At 65.5% G+C, this 17,663-nt stretch carries 13 protein-coding genes; 6 read left to right on the top strand and 7 right to left on the bottom strand.

Going from position 1 to position 17,663, the window contains the following annotated elements:
• The gene (locus ACTHLA_RS02110) at positions 1–156 is read right to left on the bottom strand and encodes a DUF3309 family protein (RefSeq protein WP_440184847.1); all 156 of its coding nucleotides are present in this window, start codon (positions 154–156) and stop codon (positions 1–3) included.
• A 99-nt stretch (positions 157–255) separates the two neighbouring features.
• Positions 256–990 (bottom strand): GntR family transcriptional regulator, encoded by a 735-nt coding sequence (locus ACTHLA_RS02105; RefSeq protein ID WP_440184844.1) that lies wholly within the window; start codon positions 988–990, stop codon positions 256–258.
• A 268-nt stretch (positions 991–1,258) separates the two neighbouring features.
• On the opposite strand from ACTHLA_RS02105, the gene ACTHLA_RS02100 reads away from it, so the two are divergent.
• On the top strand, positions 1,259–3,799 hold the full coding sequence (locus ACTHLA_RS02100) for a family 20 glycosylhydrolase (RefSeq protein ID WP_440184842.1): 2,541 nt from the start codon (positions 1,259–1,261) through the stop codon (positions 3,797–3,799).
• Between the two features lie 7 nt (positions 3,800–3,806).
• Here the strand turns inward: ACTHLA_RS02100 and ACTHLA_RS02095 are convergent, their stop codons facing one another.
• A complete protein-coding gene (locus ACTHLA_RS02095) occupies positions 3,807–4,658 on the bottom strand; it encodes a glutamate racemase (RefSeq protein ID WP_440184839.1) in 852 nt (283 codons plus the stop codon).
• A gap of 187 nt (positions 4,659–4,845) precedes the next feature.
• Here ACTHLA_RS02095 and ACTHLA_RS02090 point away from each other — a divergent pair, with 187 nt between their 5' ends.
• Complete coding sequence (locus ACTHLA_RS02090) at positions 4,846–6,384, top strand: GGDEF domain-containing protein (RefSeq protein ID WP_440184836.1); 1,539 nt, start codon at positions 4,846–4,848, stop codon at positions 6,382–6,384.
• Here ACTHLA_RS02090 and ACTHLA_RS02085 read toward each other — a convergent pair.
• The 4 genes from ACTHLA_RS02085 to ACTHLA_RS02070 form a co-directional block, all read right to left on the bottom strand.
• Positions 6,354–6,716: a hypothetical protein gene (locus ACTHLA_RS02085; protein WP_440184833.1), complete on the bottom strand. Its 363-nt coding sequence runs from the start codon at positions 6,714–6,716 to the stop codon at positions 6,354–6,356. The genes ACTHLA_RS02090 and ACTHLA_RS02085 overlap by 31 nt on opposite strands.
• Positions 6,717–6,805: 89 nt before the next feature.
• Positions 6,806–8,314, bottom strand: coding sequence for a 2-polyprenylphenol 6-hydroxylase (gene ubiB, locus ACTHLA_RS02080; RefSeq protein ID WP_440184830.1), 1,509 nt, complete (start codon positions 8,312–8,314; stop codon positions 6,806–6,808).
• An 11-nt stretch (positions 8,315–8,325) separates the two neighbouring features.
• Entirely contained in the window at positions 8,326–9,114 is a 789-nt protein-coding gene (locus ACTHLA_RS02075; protein WP_440184827.1) for a class I SAM-dependent methyltransferase, read from the bottom strand.
• A gap of 75 nt (positions 9,115–9,189) precedes the next feature.
• Positions 9,190–9,672 (bottom strand): response regulator, encoded by a 483-nt coding sequence (locus ACTHLA_RS02070; RefSeq protein ID WP_440184963.1) that lies wholly within the window; start codon positions 9,670–9,672, stop codon positions 9,190–9,192.
• A gap of 216 nt (positions 9,673–9,888) precedes the next feature.
• On the opposite strand from ACTHLA_RS02070, the gene ACTHLA_RS02065 reads away from it, so the two are divergent.
• From ACTHLA_RS02065 to ACTHLA_RS02050, 4 genes are all read left to right on the top strand, one after another.
• Positions 9,889–14,904, top strand: a complete 5,016-nt coding sequence (locus ACTHLA_RS02065) for an alpha-2-macroglobulin family protein (protein ID WP_440184824.1) — start codon at positions 9,889–9,891, stop codon at positions 14,902–14,904.
• A gap of 82 nt (positions 14,905–14,986) precedes the next feature.
• A complete protein-coding gene (pbpC, locus tag ACTHLA_RS02060; protein WP_440184822.1) occupies positions 14,987–17,074 on the top strand; it encodes a penicillin-binding protein 1C in 2,088 nt (695 codons plus the stop codon).
• Positions 17,075–17,143: 69 nt separating this feature from the next.
• A complete protein-coding gene (locus ACTHLA_RS02055; protein ID WP_440184820.1) occupies positions 17,144–17,446 on the top strand; it encodes a BrnT family toxin in 303 nt (100 codons plus the stop codon).
• Positions 17,382–17,663, top strand: a complete 282-nt coding sequence (locus ACTHLA_RS02050) for a BrnA antitoxin family protein (protein WP_440184818.1) — start codon at positions 17,382–17,384, stop codon at positions 17,661–17,663. Before ACTHLA_RS02055 ends, ACTHLA_RS02050 begins: the two co-directional genes overlap by 65 nt.

Here is a 17,663-nt window from a genome sequence, read left to right as displayed (position 1 = left end):
CTATATATGCCCTAGCAGGACCAGCACGATGATGATGACCAGCAACAGACCCAGTCCGCCGCTCGGGCCATAACCCCAGCTACGGCTGTGCGGCCAGGCGGGCAGAGCGCCCAACAGGATCAGGATCAGGACGACGATCAGAATGGCGCCCAGCATGACGAGGCTCCCTTTTTGTTATAGGAAAGGGTAGCCTAAGGCCGCAGGGCGTAAGGAGGATATGCGGTGCCGCGCGCGCATTCATAAAAATCGGAAATGTCAGCCGTTCAGTTCCGCCACCACGTCATAGGCGTCGCCGCGATACCAGGAATGGGTGAACTCCGCCGCGCGCCCGTCGGCCAGAAAGCCGCGTCGTTCGATGAACAGGCCCGGATCGCCGACGCGCACGCCCAGAAGCTGCGCCTGTTCAGGCCCGAAAGCAACGGCGCGCAGCCGTTGCAGCGCGCGCACCGGACGCTGGCCCGCCGCCTGCAAGGCCGCATAGAGCGACTCCCCCACGCTGTCGAGCGAAGGCAGGCAATAGCCGGGAATGGTCGAATATTCGAGCGCCATCGTCTGTCCGTCGGCGAAGCGCAGACGCTGGAAACGATAGACCAGAGATCCCGGCGACAGGCCAAGAGACAAGGATTCCTCTGGCGTCACCGCCCCCTGCGACCGGTTCAGCCATTCCGAATGCGGCTTGCGTCCGCGCGAGATCATGTCTTCGGAAAAGGAGGACAGTTTGGAGAAGCTTTTTTCGACGCGCGCCGCCACAAAGGTGCCCGCGCCGCGCCGCCGCGTGATCAGTCCCTCCTCGACCAGCCCATCGACCGCCTTGCGCACGGTCAGACGCGACACGCCGAACTCATCGGCCAGATCGCGCTCCGGCGGAATGGCGGCTTCGGGACTGAGCAGCCGCGTGACGATGGCGTCGCGCAGAATCTTCTGTAACTGCATATAGAGCGGCGCGGGGTCGTCGGACGCCAGCGCGCCGACCGTATCGACAAATGACATGCCCGCCCTCCCCGGCGAACTGGACTTTATGGGCGGACGCATCATTTGGATGTGACGGCGGCGTCCGTTGCAGAATCAGGCTTTTCTATCGAAGTTCACCCTAAGGTATCGCCTGGAGAGCGTCAATGCGAAGAACGTCGTTCGCGTGTCGGCGCTGTAAATTGGTTATATATTGGAGCTGTATAAGACACATAAAGGTATTGCCAGTCGATTGACAAGCCGCACAGCGTGCGCCACCTTGCGCACAACACAAAAGGGAGGGAAGGGCATGATCCCGGCTCGTAAACTGCGCCTGCTGACCACCGCAACGATCGGATTGGCCCTGACGGCGTCCGCAGCCCTGGCGTCCACCTCGCAGACCGCTCTGGACGCCTTCGCCGCGCATCTCGGCTATCGCTATACGGTGCTGAACAATCAGGCCGGACCCAATGATTTCACCAGCGAGCTGGACCTGACCCTGCCCGACGCCGCTATTCCACAGGACTGGTCGCTCTATTTCGGCATGGTCAATGCGGTCAAATCCAGCGACAGCGACGTTTTCGACCTGACCCACATCAATGGCGACCTCTATCGCCTGACGCCCAGGCCCGGCGTCACCTTGCGCCCCGGCGCGACCTACGCCATCACCCTGACGGCGGAAGGCCATTATTATTCGCGCTTCCACGCCCTGCCCAACGCCTATCTGGCCGTGGACGGGCTGACGCCGCGCGTCATCGCGGCGGCCCGCGCCAGCTACGATCCGGCGACGCAGATGGAAGACCTGCCCTTCGTCGCGCCGATGACCGATGCGGCGAAGCTGGAGATCGCCAATCCGCAGGATCAGACGCGCTGGCTGACCCCGGAGCGCGCCTTCGCTGAAAACGTCGCCCATCAGGCCGCCTTTGCCCCGCCGACCACCATCATCCTGCCGACTCCGGTCAGCGTCACATCCCTCACCGGCGACACGCTCGACCTGAAACGCGGCGTACGTCTGAGTCTGAGCGGCCTCGACCACGCCGACATCGCGGCGGCGCTCAAGGACGGCGGCTGGCGCGAAACCGCTTCGGGCCTGCCCATCAGCATATCCGTCACCGGTCAGGGCGCGCCGGACTCCTACAGCCTGACCGCGCAGAAGGACCGCATCATCATCACCGCCGCGGACAGCGCCGGGGCCTTCTACGCGCTGGAATCGCTGGCCCAGCAGGCGCGGTTCGAACATGAGCGCCTCAAGCCGCTGGTCATTACCGACGCGCCGCGCTTTGCCTTCCGCGGCTTGCATCTCGACCTGGCGCGCAATTTCGAGAGCAAGGCGCAGATCCTGAAGATCATCACCGTCATGGGACAGGAAAAGCTCAACAAGCTGCACCTGCATCTCGGCGACGACGAAGGCTGGCGGCTGGCGATCGACGGCCTGCCGGAGCTGACCGAGATCGGCGGACGCCGCTGCCACGACCTGAGCGAAGATCGTTGCCTGCTGCCCGAACTGGGCGCGGGCCCGGACGGAAAATCCGGCGTCAACGGCTATCTGACCCGCGCCGATTATATCGACATCCTGAAGGCCGCGAAGGCGCGCCATATCGAGGTCATCCCGTCCCTCGACATGCCCGGCCATTCGCGCGCCGCCATCCGTTCCATGGAGGCGCGCGCCCGCCGCCTGATCGCCGCGGGCAAGCCGGACGAAGCCGCCGAATACCGCCTGACCGACCCGGACGATAAAACCGTCTATGACAGCATCCAGCACTATGACGACAATACGCTCAATGTCTGCATGCCTTCGACCTACCATTTCATCGATCATGTGATCGACGCCATCAAGGCGATGCACGAGGCGGCGGGCGAGCCTTTGCGCATCTACCATATCGGCACGGACGAGACGGCGGGCGCCTGGAAGGACTCGCCGCTCTGCCAGAAGATCATGGCCAATGAGCACCTGACCCCCGAACAACTGGGCCAGCGCTTCATCGTTAAGGTCGCGAACATGCTGGCCGCCAAGGGGATCGAACCGGCGGGCTGGAGCGACGGCATGGGCGCGGTCGATCCGGCGCAACTGCCCAAGGTGGTGCAGTCCAATTCGTGGGGCGGCCTGTTCGCGGGCGGCGTCGCCAGCGCGCAGCAACAGGCCGATCAGGGCTGGAACGTCGTGCTGTCCACGCCCGACGTGCTTTATTTCGACATGCCCTACGCCGCCGATCCGAACGAGCGCGGCTATGACTGGGCCTCGCGTCAAACCCCGGTGTTCAAGGTGTTCGCCTTCCTGCCGGACAATTTGCCCGCCAACGCCTCGGTGATGAAGGACACGCTGAACCGACCGGCCAGCATCGCGGATACGACGCCCCTGACCGACGGTCACCGCATCACCGGCATGCAGGGCCAGCTCTGGTCCGAGACGGTGCGCTCGCCCCTGATCGCCGACTATATGCTGTTCCCGCGCGTCGAGGCCCTGGCCGAACGCGCCTGGCGCAAGGCCGACTGGGAGCCGGACTATAAACCCGGTCAGGCTTACAGCTATGGCGATGGTCAGGTTGACGCCGCAAAACTCAACGCCGACTGGAGCGCCTTTAACGTCAAGCTGAAGGCGCGACTGGCGACGCTGGACGCGGAGGGAATCATCTACCGTTTGCCGCCCCCCGGCGCCCGCCTGACTGGCCCCCGATTGACCGGCGCCGTGCTGGAGGCCAATACCGCCTATGGCGATCTGGCTATCCAGTATCGCGAGCATGGCGGCGGCTGGAAATCCTATAAGGGTCCGGTCGCGGTCAGGGGGCCGGTCGATCTGCGCTCCGTCGCCCCTGACGGCAAACGCGTCAGCCGTACGGTGACGGTGAAATAAAACAGCGTCACACCGCCTCAAACCTCAGCGGACCGCCCCAGAAGGCCTCCGCCAGCGGCGGCTGCGCGCCCGGATCGCCGGTGGTGAAGAACCGGCGCAAACCGCTGTGGCCGATCTCATAGTCCGGGTGGCGGCGGATATAGTCGCTCAGCGCCTGCGCCGTCGGGGCGGGCTGGCTGATCAGCTCGGTTCCTTCCGGCAGCACCTCGCGGAACAGGTCGGCGACGATCTCATAATGGGTGCAGCCCAGGATGGCGCGGTTGGGCCAGCGCCCGATGCGGGCTTTCAGCGCCTGAGCGTAGGAAGCGATCAGGTCGCGCATCTGCTCGCGCGCCGCGCCCTGCTCGATCATGTCGGCCAGACCCGAACAGGCGACGGTGAAGACGGCCAGATCGTCGCGGCGTTTGTCGATCTCGATCTCATAGACGCGCGAGCGCGCCGTGGCGGCGGTCGAAAACACGCCGATCACGTCCAGCTTCTCGATCTTGGGGCCGCGCCGGTCGGCGGCGTGCTCCCACGGCAGGCCGGTCGCCGCCTCGATGGTCGGCACAATGATGCCCAGCACGTTCACCTTGCGCCCGCTGGTCCGGCGATACTCGGCCAGCCAGCCCGACTGCAGGCGCCGCAACGCCACCGCCGAAGCCGTATTGCAGGCCAGCACGACCAGCGACGCCCCCGCTGCAAACAGCGTCTCGCAACCCGCGCGCGTCAGATCGACGATGGCCTCGCCCGGCTTGTCGCCATAGGGGGTGTTCTTCTGATCGGCCAGATAGAGAAAGTCGGCGTCCGGCATGGCCTCGACCAAGGCGCGATGGATGGACAGGCCGCCAATGCCGGAATCGAAAACGCCAATCGCCATAAGAGACACACCGGATGAAACAACAACGGAAAGCCTTGTCCTAACCGGTTTGCCTCACGGCGTAAATGGCGTCGTGAAGGGCGTGGACCGCTTCGCCTTGGCTAAGGCCGGCTTAACCATCTGGCTTAGGCCGGAATTAAAAGCAACGCGCTAGACTGGGGCCTTTCCATCAGGAGGCATCCCCCGCTTGCCGAGGTCCGTCCCGCATTCCGTCGCATCCCCGCGCAAAGCGCGTCGGCGCCTTTTCGCCGACGCGCGCATCGGACTGGCGACGGCGGCGGCCTATGTCGTCGCGCACCTGAGCCTGATCCTGCTGCTCCCGGCGCACGCCAAGACGATCTCCTACCTGTTCCTGATCGCCGCGCCGCTGCTGGCCTCCGCGGCGAGCTTCGCCTGCGCCTTGCGCAGCCGCGCCGCCCTCAACTGGATCGGACTGGGCGCCGGGCTTCTGCTCTGGGCCTGCGGCATGGCGTCAGGCTTCTATATGGATGTCTTCGCGCCCAACGGCAGCGATACGTCGGGCCTGTCCATCCTGCTTTACGTCCTTTACGGCGTGCCGCTCGCCTTCGTGCTGGCCAGCCCGAAGGGCGATGTGTGGAGCGCGCGCCTGATCGACGCCGGACTGGCGCTGGCTCTCGGCGGTCTGTTCTTCACCGCCACCTTCACCTTCGCCACCATGACGGCGGCGAAGGGCGAAGGGCTGTTCGACCTCAGCCTGATGCTCGACGCGCAGAACCTGTTCCTGCTCGTCTTCAGCCTGACCCGCTGGCGCGCCAGCGACACGCCGTCGCAAAAGGACTATTTCCGCGTCGCGGCGATGTTCGCCGCCGCCTATGTGCTGATGGCGACCTATATCAATCATGTCGAAGGCGAGTCGGATTACGGCGCGCCGGTCGACGCGCTGATCGACCTGCCCTTCCTGTTCCTGCTCGGCCTCGCCTTACGCCGCCTTTATGGTCCCCTGCCGTCGCGAATGGCGCTGGCGGGGGCGCGTCTGGCCATGATCGTGCGCGCCGTCAGCCCGATCATCCTGCCGCTGGCCCTGTTCGCCGTTTCCTGCCTGCTGATCTTCTTTAAGCCGTGGTTCGCCGTCACCGGCTTCCTCGCCGCCCTGATCGGTTACAGCCTGCGCACCGTGCTGGCGCAGTTTCGCGTCAGCGCCGACAACGCCAAGCTGGAGCGGCTGACGCGCATCGACCCGCTGACCGAGCTGGCCAATCGCCGTCATTTCGACGACGTTCTGGCGCGTGAGGCGCGCCGCGCCGTCCGCGCCGATGCGCCCCTGTCGCTGCTGATGATCGACATCGACCATTTCAAGTCGCTCAACGACGCCTACGGCCATGTCGAGGGCGACCGCTATCTGCGTCAGGTGGCGCGCGCCCTGTCGGCCTGCGCCTCGCGCGGCGGCGATCTGGTCGCGCGTTATGGCGGCGAGGAGTTCGCCATCGTCCTGCCCGATGTGGCCGCCGAAGACGCCCTGTGCGTGGCGCGCAACGCCCTGAGCGCCGTGGTCGGTCTGGCCCTGCCGTCGCCCGCGCCGCGCGGCGTGGTCACGGTCAGCATCGGCGCCGCCACGCTTGCGCCTGACGCCGATCACGCAGCCCTGCTGGCGGCGGCGGACGCAGCGCTTTACCGCGCCAAGGCGTCGGGCCGCAATCAGGTCGTTCTGGATGGCGCGAGCGCTTTGACGCCCGATCAGGCCATGCGTTCATATTTGTCGAAATAGTCGCGCGCCCTGGCGACCAGTTGCGAGTCGGTCGGCTGGTCGATGGTTTCATAGGCGATGATCGCGTCGATCAGGTTCGGGCGGTGCTTTTCGACATAGTGGCGGAAGTCGCTGAGCGAGGTGCGGTTGCCGGTGATCAGAATGGCGTCCAGCCCCGCCAGCGCGTCGCAGACCTCGGAAAAATAGTCGTGCAGATCGCGCACGCCGCTCTCGTGCTGCGCGGTGTTGTGGCGGTGGGCGGCCAGATGCGCCTGCCGCGTGAGGCTGGCGTTGAAGCGGATAATGTCCGCCGAATGATGATCGAGACGCACGACGGCGTGAACGAGGGCCATGACAAATCTCCTGTGCAAGACGCCAGAAGACTATAAGCCCGTCGCCGCTTTTAAGGACTGCGGCGCATCAACGCAGGCGATGTCAGGCCTTATTTCAGGGCCAGCCAGACCATGACGCCCAGCGACAGGGCGGAGACGATCAGCGCGATCAGGGCCAGACCCTGCGAGCGGCGGATGTCATGCCGCAACGCATCGCGCGTCGTCAGCGTCGCGCGGATGCGCTCGGACGGGTCGTCATTGAGCCGCTGCTTCACCGCCTCGAACAGCCGCTTTGCCTCGGCGACGGGCGACAGCTCGCGTGAAATCCAGTCCCTGACCACCGGGCGCGCCGCTTCCCAGAGATTGTGTTCGGGATAGATGCGCCGCGCCACGCCCTCGACCGACACCATGGTCTTTTGCAGCAGCACCAGTTCGGGCCGCAGGTGCATGTCGAACTGCGCGGTGATCTCGAACAACTGCGTCAGAAGGCGGCCCATCGACACCTCGGTCGCCTGACGGCCCAGCACCGGCTCGCCAACGGCGCGCAGCGCCTGCGCAAAAGAATCGACATTCTGGTGCGCGGGGACATAACCGGCCTCGAAATGCACCTCGGCGACGCGCTTATAGTCGCGACGCAAAAAACCCCACAGCATCTCGGCCAGATAGCGCCGCTCCTTGGGACGCAAACGACCGATAATGCCGAAGTCGATAGCGGTGATCTTCGCCGGGGCGGCGATGAACAGATTGCCCTCGTGCAGATCGGCGTGAAAGACGCCGTGATCGAGCGACTGCGACAGGAAGGCGCGGATCAGATTGTCGGCCAGTTCCTTGTGGTCGAGACCGGGCAGGGCCAGGGCTTCCGGGCGCGACAGAGGCACGCCGTCCGCCCATTCGGTGACGATGACGCGGCGCGACACCTGATGCCAGACGACGGCGGGCGCCTTCATCCACGGCTCGTCATTGATGATCTTGCCGATCTCGTCGCAGGCCGAGGCCTCCAGCCGCAGGTCCAGCTCAAGCTGCAACGATTTGGCCACGGTGGCGACGAAGGCTTCCGGCTCCAGACGGCGCGAGGCCGACACGAAGGTCGCCATCAATTTGGCGCCCAGAGCCAGCATATCGACGTCGCGCGAAACGGTCAGCTCAATGCCGGGGCGCAGAATCTTGACCGCCACATCGCGCCCGTCCAGCAGTCTGGCGCGGTGCGCCTGCGCGATCGAGGCCGAACCGATCACCTCGCCGAACTCCGAGAAGATCTCATCGACCGGCTTGCCCAGAGATTCGCGGATTTCCGCCTCGGCCACGGCCTTGGAAAACGGCGGCAAGCGGTCCTTGAGATGGGTCAGGTCTTCGATAAAGCGCTCGCCGAAAATATCGCCGCGCGTCGATAAGACCTGCCCCAGCTTGATAAAGGCCGGACCCAGCCGCTCAAAGGCCAGCGCATAGCGCTCGCCGGGCCGCAATCCGCTCTTGCGCGCCAACAGACCGCGCAAAACTCCGGCGAAAAAGCGCGGAACCGGCGGCAGCAGCGGCGAGACCTCTTTCGGGATCAGCGCGTCATAGCGCAACAGGGTGAACCCCGCGCGCGTCAGCCGCAGCCATGATCCGAGATTCGCCATTGCTTACGAGCCTATTTCCAGCCTTCGTGCAGGGCGCAGACCCCGCCGGAATAGTTGGTGTAGGTGACGCGCGTAAAGCCCGCCTTCTGCATCATGCCGCGGAAGGTCTCCTGATCGGGGAAGCGCTTGATGCTCTCGACCAGATACTGATAGCTGTCGCGGTCATTGGCGATCAGCTTGCCCATGAACGGGATCAGCTTGAAGCTGTAGGCCTCATAGACGGTCTCGACCAGCGGCGATTCCGGGTGTGAGAATTCGAGGCAGAAGAAGCGCCCGCCGGGTTTCAGCACGCGATAGGCCTCGTCGATAGCCGCCTGCACGTCGCCGACATTGCGGATGCCGAACGAGATGATGTAGGCGTCGATGCTGTCATCGGGCAAGGCCAGGTTCATCGCATCGCCGACCGACCACGAGATTTCGGGCTCATAAAGGCCCTTCTTCTCCGACTTGTCGCGACCGGCCATGATCATGGCCTCGTTATAGTCGATGATGCGGATATCGGCGTCGGCGGCCTCATGGCCGCGCATCTCGCGCCGGGCCTTGGCCTGCCGCGCCAGTTTCGCCAGACGGCGCGCAATATCGCCGGTGCCGCCCGCGCAATCGACGATGATCTCGCCGGGCTGCGGATTGAGCCGCGCGCAGGCCGCGTCCTTCCACAAATGATGCACGCCGCCCGACATGACGTCGTTCATCAGGTCGTATTTGGCGGCGACATTCCTGAACACGCCATGCACCAGCGCGACTTTCTCGCGCTGCTCGACGTCACGGAAACCGAATGGGGAGGTCTTAACTTCGGACATAGCCGCTGTTTAGCCCGAAACCGCTCAATTTGCGAAGGGATTTTGCATCCGCGTTCCGAGGCGTCGCGTCGCAGCCTAAAACTTCCCGTCCGCCTTGTCGGAAGCGCGTCTGAACGGCCCCTTATAGTCGGGGACATTGCGGCGGCGGCGGTCGGGGCCGACATAGGTCGCCGACTTGACCCAGCCGCGTTCGTTATTGATCACGCTTTTCAGCCGGTCGATCAGGGCGCGCGCGGTCAAAGGCTTGGCGATGAATTCATTGACGCCTGCGTCGCGCGCGTCGATGACGTGACTGCGGTCGGTATGGCCGGTCATCATGATGATCGGCACATAGGGGTTGGGGCTGTCCGTGCCGCGCCGCACCAGCTTGGTGAACTCCACCCCGTCGAGCTGCTCCATCATCAGGTCGATGATCACCACATCGGGCCGCCAGTCGCGCACGATCTCCAGCGCGTCAATGCCGTCCGAGGCTTCGCGGATCAGATTGATGCCCATAGATCGCAGCATGGTCGAGACGATCACACGCATATAATGATTGTCATCGACCACCAGCACCATGACTCGATCGAACGGATTGGACAAAACGCTGTACTCTCCCTGCCGGGGCCTTTGGGGCTGTCGCAATATGCGAATCACTACCCCGCTTTTGCAAATTTCCAAAACAAAGATTGATCTTTGTCAAATTCCGCGATTGAGTCGCTGCGAAGACGAACAGGCGAGGGGCGGGCCGGTTAGCGGTCACATCATGCCCCGGCTTTTCCGGGGAGTTCGATCATGATCAACTGGGGCGACAAGACGCTGATCGCGGCCGCGGCGGCGGTGCTGATCGCAGGTTTCGGCGTCGGCTTCCTGACCGATCATGCGCTCAGCGGCGGCCCAAACGGTCACGGGGTCGCCAAGTCCGGCGCCACCGCCAGCGCAACCGCCGAGGGCGATCCGCTCACCCCCTATACCGGCCTGTTCGGCAAGCCGCGTGACAAGAACGCCCCGCGCGCGGGTCAGGCCAAACCGGCGGACTTCGCCGTCTGGAAGCAGAACCTCGACACTTCGGGAAACACGCCGAAAGCCTGCATCGAAATGTCGCGCCCGCTTGATCCGTCCAAGCCCTATGGCGACTATGTGGTGGTGTCGCCCGCCCTGCCATCCGCCCCCGCCATCTCGGTCAAGGACGACACCTTGTGCGTGTCCGGCTTTGGCTTTTCCGACCGCCGCATCACCCTGCTCAAGGGCCTGCCCGCCAAGAACGGCGACACGCTTTCCGCCAACGCCGATCTCGATTTCAGCGTCGGAACCCAGCCGCCCTATGTCGGCTTTGCGGGCAATGGCGTGGTGCTGCCGCGCGAGGACGGCGACGGCGTGGCTATCGAAACGGTCAATGTCTCGTCCCTGGCCGTCGAAGTCTGGCGCGTTTCCGACCGCAATCTGGTGCGCAAGTCGGTGGCCGCCCCCGATCCGGTCGCCGAGGGCGAATACGACTATAGCTGGGGCGACGATTCCGCCGACGATATCGGCGTCAAGATCTGGACCGGCAAGCTGCCCGTCAAGATGCAGAACGGCCAGCGCGTCACCACCGTCTTTCCGCTCGGCGCGGTGCTGAAGACGCTGCAACCGGGCGCCTATATCGTCAAGGCGCGCGACGCTTCGGGCGGGCGCGACAAGAAGCCCGACGACCAGCCCGCCCAGGCGCGGCGCTGGATCCTCTACACCGACAGGGCGATGATGACCTATAAGGGGCCGAACGGCCTTGACGTGGTCATGCGCTCGCTGAAGACCGCCAAGCCGATGCCAGGCGTGCGCGTCGATCTGGTCGCGACCAATGGCGAGGCGCTGGGTAGCGCAACGACCGATTCCGACGGCCACGCCGCCTTTGCGGGCGCGCTGCTGAAGGGGACCGACGCCCTGACGGCCAAGATGGTCATGGCCTACGGGCCGAACAACGACTACACCGCCTCCGACATTACGCGCGCGCCGATGGACCTGTCCTCGCACGCCATCGGCGGACGGCAGGAAGGCGAGAGCGGAGACGGCAGAGCCAGCGCCTTTGGCGTCGATCCTTATGTCTATACCGACCGCGGCATCTATCGTCCGGGCGAAACCGTGCATCTGGTCGCCCTGATGCGCGATCCGCAAGGCCGCGTGATCAAGGACCGCAAGGGCGCTCTGGTCGTCTATCGCCCGTCCGGCGTCGAGGCCTTCCGCTACGCCTTCGCCGCCACGCCGCAGGGCTTTGCGGGCAAGAACATCACCCTGCCGAAATCGGCGCCGCGCGGCCAGTGGACCGCCAAGGTGCTGCTCGACGGCATGGACGATGCGGCGGGATCGGCCTCGTTCGCGGTCGAGGACTTCGCGCCGCAACGCCTCGGCGTCGATATTGACGCAGGCGCAAGCCAGCCGATCACCGGCCTCGACCAGACGCGCCCGGTCACCGTGACCGCCCACTATCTCTATGGCGCCATCGGCTCCGGCCTTCAGGTCACCGGCGAGGCGCGCATCAGCGCCGATCCGGCGCCCTTCGACGCCTATAAGGCCTATACCTTCGGCGACGATTCCCAGCCCTACCAGGAAAAATATGTCGATCTGCCCGCCACGACTACGGACGGGCAGGGCAAGGCCGTCTTCCCGTTCAAGGCGTCCGAGGCAGGCGATACGACCCAGCCGCTCAGCGTGCTTCTGACCGCCTCGGTGTTCGAGCCGGGCGGGCGCCCGGTCAAGGAGAGCCAGACGCTGAAAATCCTGCCCTCGCCGCTTTATCTCGGCGTCAAGGTCGATCAGCAGGAGACGAAAAACTGGCGCGACACGCCGCAGATGATGTTCAACATTGTCGGCCTGACGCCGCAGGGCGCGAAGACCGCCGTCAAGGGCGTGCATGTGCGGCTGATCTCGGAGGTCTATGACTATGACTGGTATGTCGAGAACGGGCGCTGGAACTGGCGGCGTACGCACCGGGACGTGCTGATCTCCGACAAGGTGATGGACCTCAACGCCAATACCGGCCTGACCTTCGCGCGTGGCCTCGACTGGGGCGATTACCGCATTGAGGTCGAGGCGCCTGGTTTGGCGAAGACCGTGGACCGCTTCTCGGCGGGCTGGGGCGGTTCGGACCAGAGCGAGATCGGCGCGCCGGACTTCGTGCGCCTGAGCCTCGGTTCGAAAACCTACAAGCAGGGCGACACGGTCGAGCTGACGCTGAAAGGCCCCTATAAGGGCGAGGCGCAGGTGGCGGTGGCCAGCGACCATATTATCGACCTGAAAACCGTCTCGGTCGGCGATAACGGAACGACGGTGCGGCTGAAGACCTCGGCGGACTGGGGCGGCGGGGCCTATGTGCTGGTCAGCCTGATGCAGCCGCGCGATCCGGTCGCCTCGCCCAAGCCGCGCCGCGCCATCGGCCTGATCTATGTTCCGCTCGATCCGGGACCGCGCAAGCTCGATGTCGAGCTGCCGGTCAGCGACCAGCCGCAGCCGCCCAAGCGCGACGCGCACGGTCACGCCTATATCGAGGTTCCCATTCAGGTGAAGGGCGTGCGCTTCGGCGAAAAGGCGCGCGTCAGCGTCGCCGTCGTCGATCAGGGCATTCTCAACCTGACCAAGTTCGCCGCGCCCGATCCGGTCAAATGGTATTTCGGCAAGCGCGCCTTGGGGATAGATTATAATGACGATTACGGACGCCTGCTCGATCCCAATCTCGGCGCGGCCTCACCGCTGGAATTCGGCGCCGACGAAATCGGCGGCGAAGGCCTGACCACGACGCCGATCCGCACCGTGGCGCTATGGTCGGGCGTGCTCGACTTGGGGAGCGACGGCAAGGCGACGCTGCGCCTGCCCATCGACAAATTCTCCGGCGAGCTGCGCGTCATGGCGGTCGCCTGGACCGACAGCGGCGTCGGCTCGGCGCAAGCCAGGATGATCGTGCGCGAGCCGGTGGTGGCCGACCTGTCCCTGCCACGTTTCTTAGCGCCCGGCGACACGGCGACCGCGACGCTGGAGCTGGACAATGTCGATGGCAAGCCCGGCCTCTATCAGGCGGTGATCAAGGGCCTCAACGGACTGGCCGTCGCCTTTGAAAAAATGTTCCACCTCAATCACGGCGACCGGGCCATTGAGGGCGTACCTATCCACGCGCCGCAGACCACGGGCGTCTCGACCGTCAAGCTCAATATCGACGGTCAGGGCTATCATTTCGACGACAGCTTCAACATCCAGACCCGCAACGGCTGGGGGCCGGTCACCCGCGTCGATGTCGCGTCGCAAAAGGTCGGCGAGGTCTGGACCCCGCCCGCCAACCTGCTGAGCGGCTATCAGCCCGGCTCGGTCAGCGTGCAGGTCAGCTATTCGCCGTTCCGCAATATCGACCCCGGCCCGCTGGCCGCCGCGCTCAATGTCTATCCTTACGGCTGCACCGAGCAGGTGACCTCAGCGGCCATGCCGTGGCTGTTCGTCAGCGAATCCATGGTTGGTAAAACGCGATCCGCGCCCGCCGAGGCCGCCCTGCAACAGGCGGTGACGAAGATTCTCGACCGCCAGAGCGCCGACGGGGCCTTCGGCCTGTGGCGCGCGGGCGACGGCGAGGCGGACGGCTTTATCGGCGCCTATGCGACCGACTTCCTCTTGGAAGCGCGGGCGCGCGGCGTGTTTGTGCCGCAGGACGCCATCGACAAGGCGCTCAACGCCATGCGCGATCTGTCCAAGCCGGACGGCTACACCAGCCTGAACTACCGCCTCAGCGTCCCGGACGAATGGCATTGGCTGGGCGCTTCGGGCGAGCAGATCACCAAACAGATGCGCTCGCGCGCCTCGGCCTATGCGCTCTATGTGCTGGCCAAGGCCCATTCCGGCGATTTGGCGCGGCTGCGCTGGTATCAGGACGCGCAGTTCAAGGACGAACAGTCGCCGCTGGCGCGCGCGCAGGTGGCGGCGGGTCTGGCCATGATGGGCGACAAGGCGCGGGCGCGGCTGGCCTTTACGCAGGCGATCCAAAAGCTCGGATACGCCGATCCGAACGACTGGTATCAGTCGCCGCTGCGCGATCTGGCCGGGGTGATCGCTCTGGCCTACGAGTCCGGCTTCGACGACATCGCCCGCTCGCTGGTCCCGCGACTGGAGAACGCCATGAAGTCGCCCGCCGACATGAACACGCAGGAGGAGGCTGGTGTTCTGCGCGCCGCCGCCTATATGCTCAAGGCGTCGGGCGTGCCGAAGATCGACGCGCAGGGCGTCAGCGCCCTGCCGGGTCCGGGCCTGCACTATGGCGTCGGCGCCCTCAGCGCCGCCCATATCCGCAACAGCGGTTCTGGCCCGATCTGGCGCACAGTGACGGTGATCGGAACCCCGGCGCAGAGCCCGTCCGCCGACAGTCACGGCCTGAGCCTGAGCAAGACCTATTATAGTCTTGACGGGTCGCGGCTCGATCCGTCGCATGTGACGCAAGGCGCGCGCGTGATCGTGGTCATCACCGGCCGCTCCGACCGCGCCGAGGAACGGCCCATCGTGGTCGATGATCCTCTGCCCGCCGGTTTCGAGATCGACTCGGTGCTGTCCGCCGAGGACGCGCAGAACGGCCCGTTCGGCTTTATCGGCAAGATCAGCGACCTCAAGGTCTCCGAGGCGCGCGACGACCGCTATGTCGCCGCCCTCGACGTCTCGTCCGATCACGGCTTCACGCTCGCCTATATCGCGCGCGCCGTGACGCCCGGCGACTACTACCTGCCCGGCGCCGAGGCGAAAGACTTCTACCGCGCCGACACGTTCGCCCGCACCAGCGGCACCCGCACCTCCATCGCGCCGCGATGAGACTGCGGTGGGCAGCATGACAACCCCATCATCCTCCCCCGTTCACGGGGGAGGGGGACCGCGAAGCGGTGGAGGGGGGAACTTGCCTGACGCCCTCATCCGCCCGCTGGTCAAGGCGCTCATCGTCCTGATGGCGCTCGAACTCCTGCTGGCGGTCCTCAACCTCGCCTGCCCGCCCGACATGACCAGGGCGATGCGCGCCTCGCCGGTGGTGCTGGACCGCAACGGCGTCTTCCTGCGCGCCTTACCCGTAGATGACGGGCGCTGGCGCATCCGCGCCGATCTCGACAGCACCGATCCCGTCTTCCTGCACAATCTGCTCGGCGTCGAGGACGAGCGCTTCTACTGGCACCCCGGCGTCGACGCGGCGGCGATTGCCCGCGCCCTCCTGTCCAACCTGCATGCGGGCGGCATCGTGTCCGGCGGCTCGACCATCACCATGCAGACCGCGCGCCTGCTCAGCCCGCACCCGCGCTCCTATGGGAACAAGGCCATCGAGGCCCTGCGCGCCCTGCAACTGGAGCTGCGCTATTCCAAGCGCGACATATTGCAGCTCTATCTGACGCTCGCTCCCTATGGCGGCAATCTCGAAGGCGTGCGCGCCGCCTCGCTCTCCTATTTCGGTCATGAGCCCGACAGCCTGACGCTCGACGAACAGGCCCTGCTGATCAGCCTGCCGCAGGCCCCCGAAGCGCGCCGCCCCGACCTGCATCCGAAAGCCGCGCAAGGAGCGCGCGACCTGATCCTGCGCCGCATGCAGGCGCAGAACCTGATCGGCGCGCAGGCGATGACGGAGGCCATGCAGGCGCCCGCCGCCCGCAGCCGCCTGCCGTTCCCAATGCTGGCCTGGCATCTGGCCGGACGGCTGGCGCGGCAGGTAAAGGGCCTTCAGGCGACGATCCACACCACCATCGACGCCCGCCTGCAAACCCGGCTGGAGCAGATGGCCGCCGCCACCGCCAAGGCGCAGGGACCGAACGTCTCGGCGGCGGTCATGGTGGTCGATATCCGCACGCGCGGCGTGCTGGCCAGCGTCGGCGGCGCGGGGCTGGACCGGCCCGGCGGCTGGCTCGACATGACGCAGGCCCTGCGCTCGCCCGGCTCGTCGCTCAAACCCTTCATCTACGGCTTCGCGTTCGAGAACGGCGTGGTCGCGCCCGACACCCGGCTGATGGACGCGCCGACGCGCTTCGGCGACTATCAGCCGGAGGATTTCGACCGCAGCTTCCACGGCGAGGTCTCGGTCAAGGAGGCGCTGATCAATTCGCTCAACGTCCCCGCCGTCGCCGTGCTGAGCCGCATCGGCCCGGACGTGTTTCAGGCGCGGCTGGCGGCGGTCGGGGTGAAGCTGGTGCGACCGAAATCGAGCCTGCACGATGCGGGCCTCGCCCTGGCTCTGGGCGGCGCAGGCATCAAACTGGCGGACCTGGCCGAGCTTTACGCCGGTCTGGGCGATCATGGCCTCGTCAAGCCGCTGGCCTATGAACTGAAGGACGAACAGGCCAATCTCAAGGTGTCGGGCAAGCGGCTGATGCGCGCCGAGGCCGCCGACAAGGTGATCGGCATCTTACGCGAAACCCCGCCGCCGCCCGGACGCCTGCCGGGGCCTCTGATGCGCGTCGCCAACCGCCCTGCCTATAAGACCGGCACCTCCTACGGTTATCGCGACGCGCTGGCGGTCGGCGTGGCGGGCGGCTATGCGGTCATGGTGTGGACCGGACGCCCCGACGGCGGCGCGCGCGCCGACGCCACGGGCCGCGAGTCCGCTGGCCCCCTGTTGTTCGACACGTTCGATCTGCTGCGCGCCCCGTCGCAGGCGCCGCAGGCCATTGCCCCGCCCGGCGCGCCGCTTGCCCTGCAAACCCTCGACGCGGCGCAGGACCATTTGTCGATCCTGTTCCCGCCCAATGGCGCCACCGTCTATGTCGAAACCCAAGGCCGCGCCGTGACAGACCTCAAGGTCGCGCGCCCGCTCAAACTATCAGCCCACAGCGCCGCGCCGATCCAGTGGTATGTCGATGGCCAGCCGCTCAAACCCGATGACGAGGGCGATTTCGACTGGTCCCCGCCGCAGGAAGGCTTCTACGACCTGACCGTCACCAATGCATCCGGCCAATCCGCCAAAACCCATGTCCGCGTCGTCGCCATCCCCGATGGCGGGCGGCCTTGATGGTATGTACAAAAAAGTGTACACTTACAAAATATAGTCGTTGCGCCAGCACAATCTAGGCTGCGCGGCATGGAGTTCCAGTTCGATGAGCAAAAGCGCCAGGACGTCATCCGCACGCGCGGCGTCGATCTCCTCTATGCGGCTTTGATCTTTGAACAGGCCGTACTCACCCGCGTCGATGATCGCCAGGATTACGGCGAAACGCGCCTGATTTCGCTGGGCATGGTGGCGGACGAATGTTTCGTCGTCGTCCATACCGAACGCGAGGGCGTGACGCGGTTGATCACCGCCTGGAAAGGAGGACGCGATGAACGCGACATCTACCAAAAGCATCTCGCTGGATCAGATCCGCCAGATGCAGGACCGGGATGAACTGGTCCACGATCCGAACGCGCCCGAAGGCGAATCCCTCGGCGCCGACTTCTGGGCCAAGGCCGAGATTCGCCAGCCGAAAAAGCCGCGCTCGGTGCATCTGAAACTCGACCCGGACGTGTTCGACTTCTTCGTCGCCGAGACGCACGGCAAGGGCCATCTCACCCGGATGCAGGACGTGCTGAAAGCCTATATGACGGCGCGCAAGGCGGGCTGA

Origin of the sequence: Asticcacaulis sp. (assembly GCF_051956075.1) — a bacterium.
Taxonomy (GTDB): domain Bacteria; phylum Pseudomonadota; class Alphaproteobacteria; order Caulobacterales; family Caulobacteraceae; genus Asticcacaulis.
This window is presented reverse-complemented; position numbering and strand designations above follow the sequence as displayed.

Coding starts and splice junctions, on each gene's coding strand:
- ACTHLA_RS02110 (WP_440184847.1), bottom strand. CDS start 156: ATGCTGGGCGCCATTCTGATCGTCGTCCTGATCCTGATCCTGTTGGGC.
- ACTHLA_RS02105 (WP_440184844.1), bottom strand. CDS start 990: ATGTCATTTGTCGATACGGTCGGCGCGCTGGCGTCCGACGACCCCGCG.
- ACTHLA_RS02100 (WP_440184842.1), top strand. CDS start 1,259: ATGATCCCGGCTCGTAAACTGCGCCTGCTGACCACCGCAACGATCGGA.
- ACTHLA_RS02095 (WP_440184839.1), bottom strand. CDS start 4,658: ATGGCGATTGGCGTTTTCGATTCCGGCATTGGCGGCCTGTCCATCCAT.
- ACTHLA_RS02085 (WP_440184833.1), bottom strand. CDS start 6,716: ATGGCCCTCGTTCACGCCGTCGTGCGTCTCGATCATCATTCGGCGGAC.
- ubiB (WP_440184830.1), bottom strand. CDS start 8,314: ATGGCGAATCTCGGATCATGGCTGCGGCTGACGCGCGCGGGGTTCACC.
- ACTHLA_RS02075 (WP_440184827.1), bottom strand. CDS start 9,114: ATGTCCGAAGTTAAGACCTCCCCATTCGGTTTCCGTGACGTCGAGCAG.
- ACTHLA_RS02070 (WP_440184963.1), bottom strand. CDS start 9,672: ATGGTGCTGGTGGTCGATGACAATCATTATATGCGTGTGATCGTCTCG.
- ACTHLA_RS02065 (WP_440184824.1), top strand. CDS start 9,889: ATGATCAACTGGGGCGACAAGACGCTGATCGCGGCCGCGGCGGCGGTG.
- ACTHLA_RS02055 (WP_440184820.1), top strand. CDS start 17,144: ATGGAGTTCCAGTTCGATGAGCAAAAGCGCCAGGACGTCATCCGCACG.
- ACTHLA_RS02050 (WP_440184818.1), top strand. CDS start 17,382: ATGAACGCGACATCTACCAAAAGCATCTCGCTGGATCAGATCCGCCAG.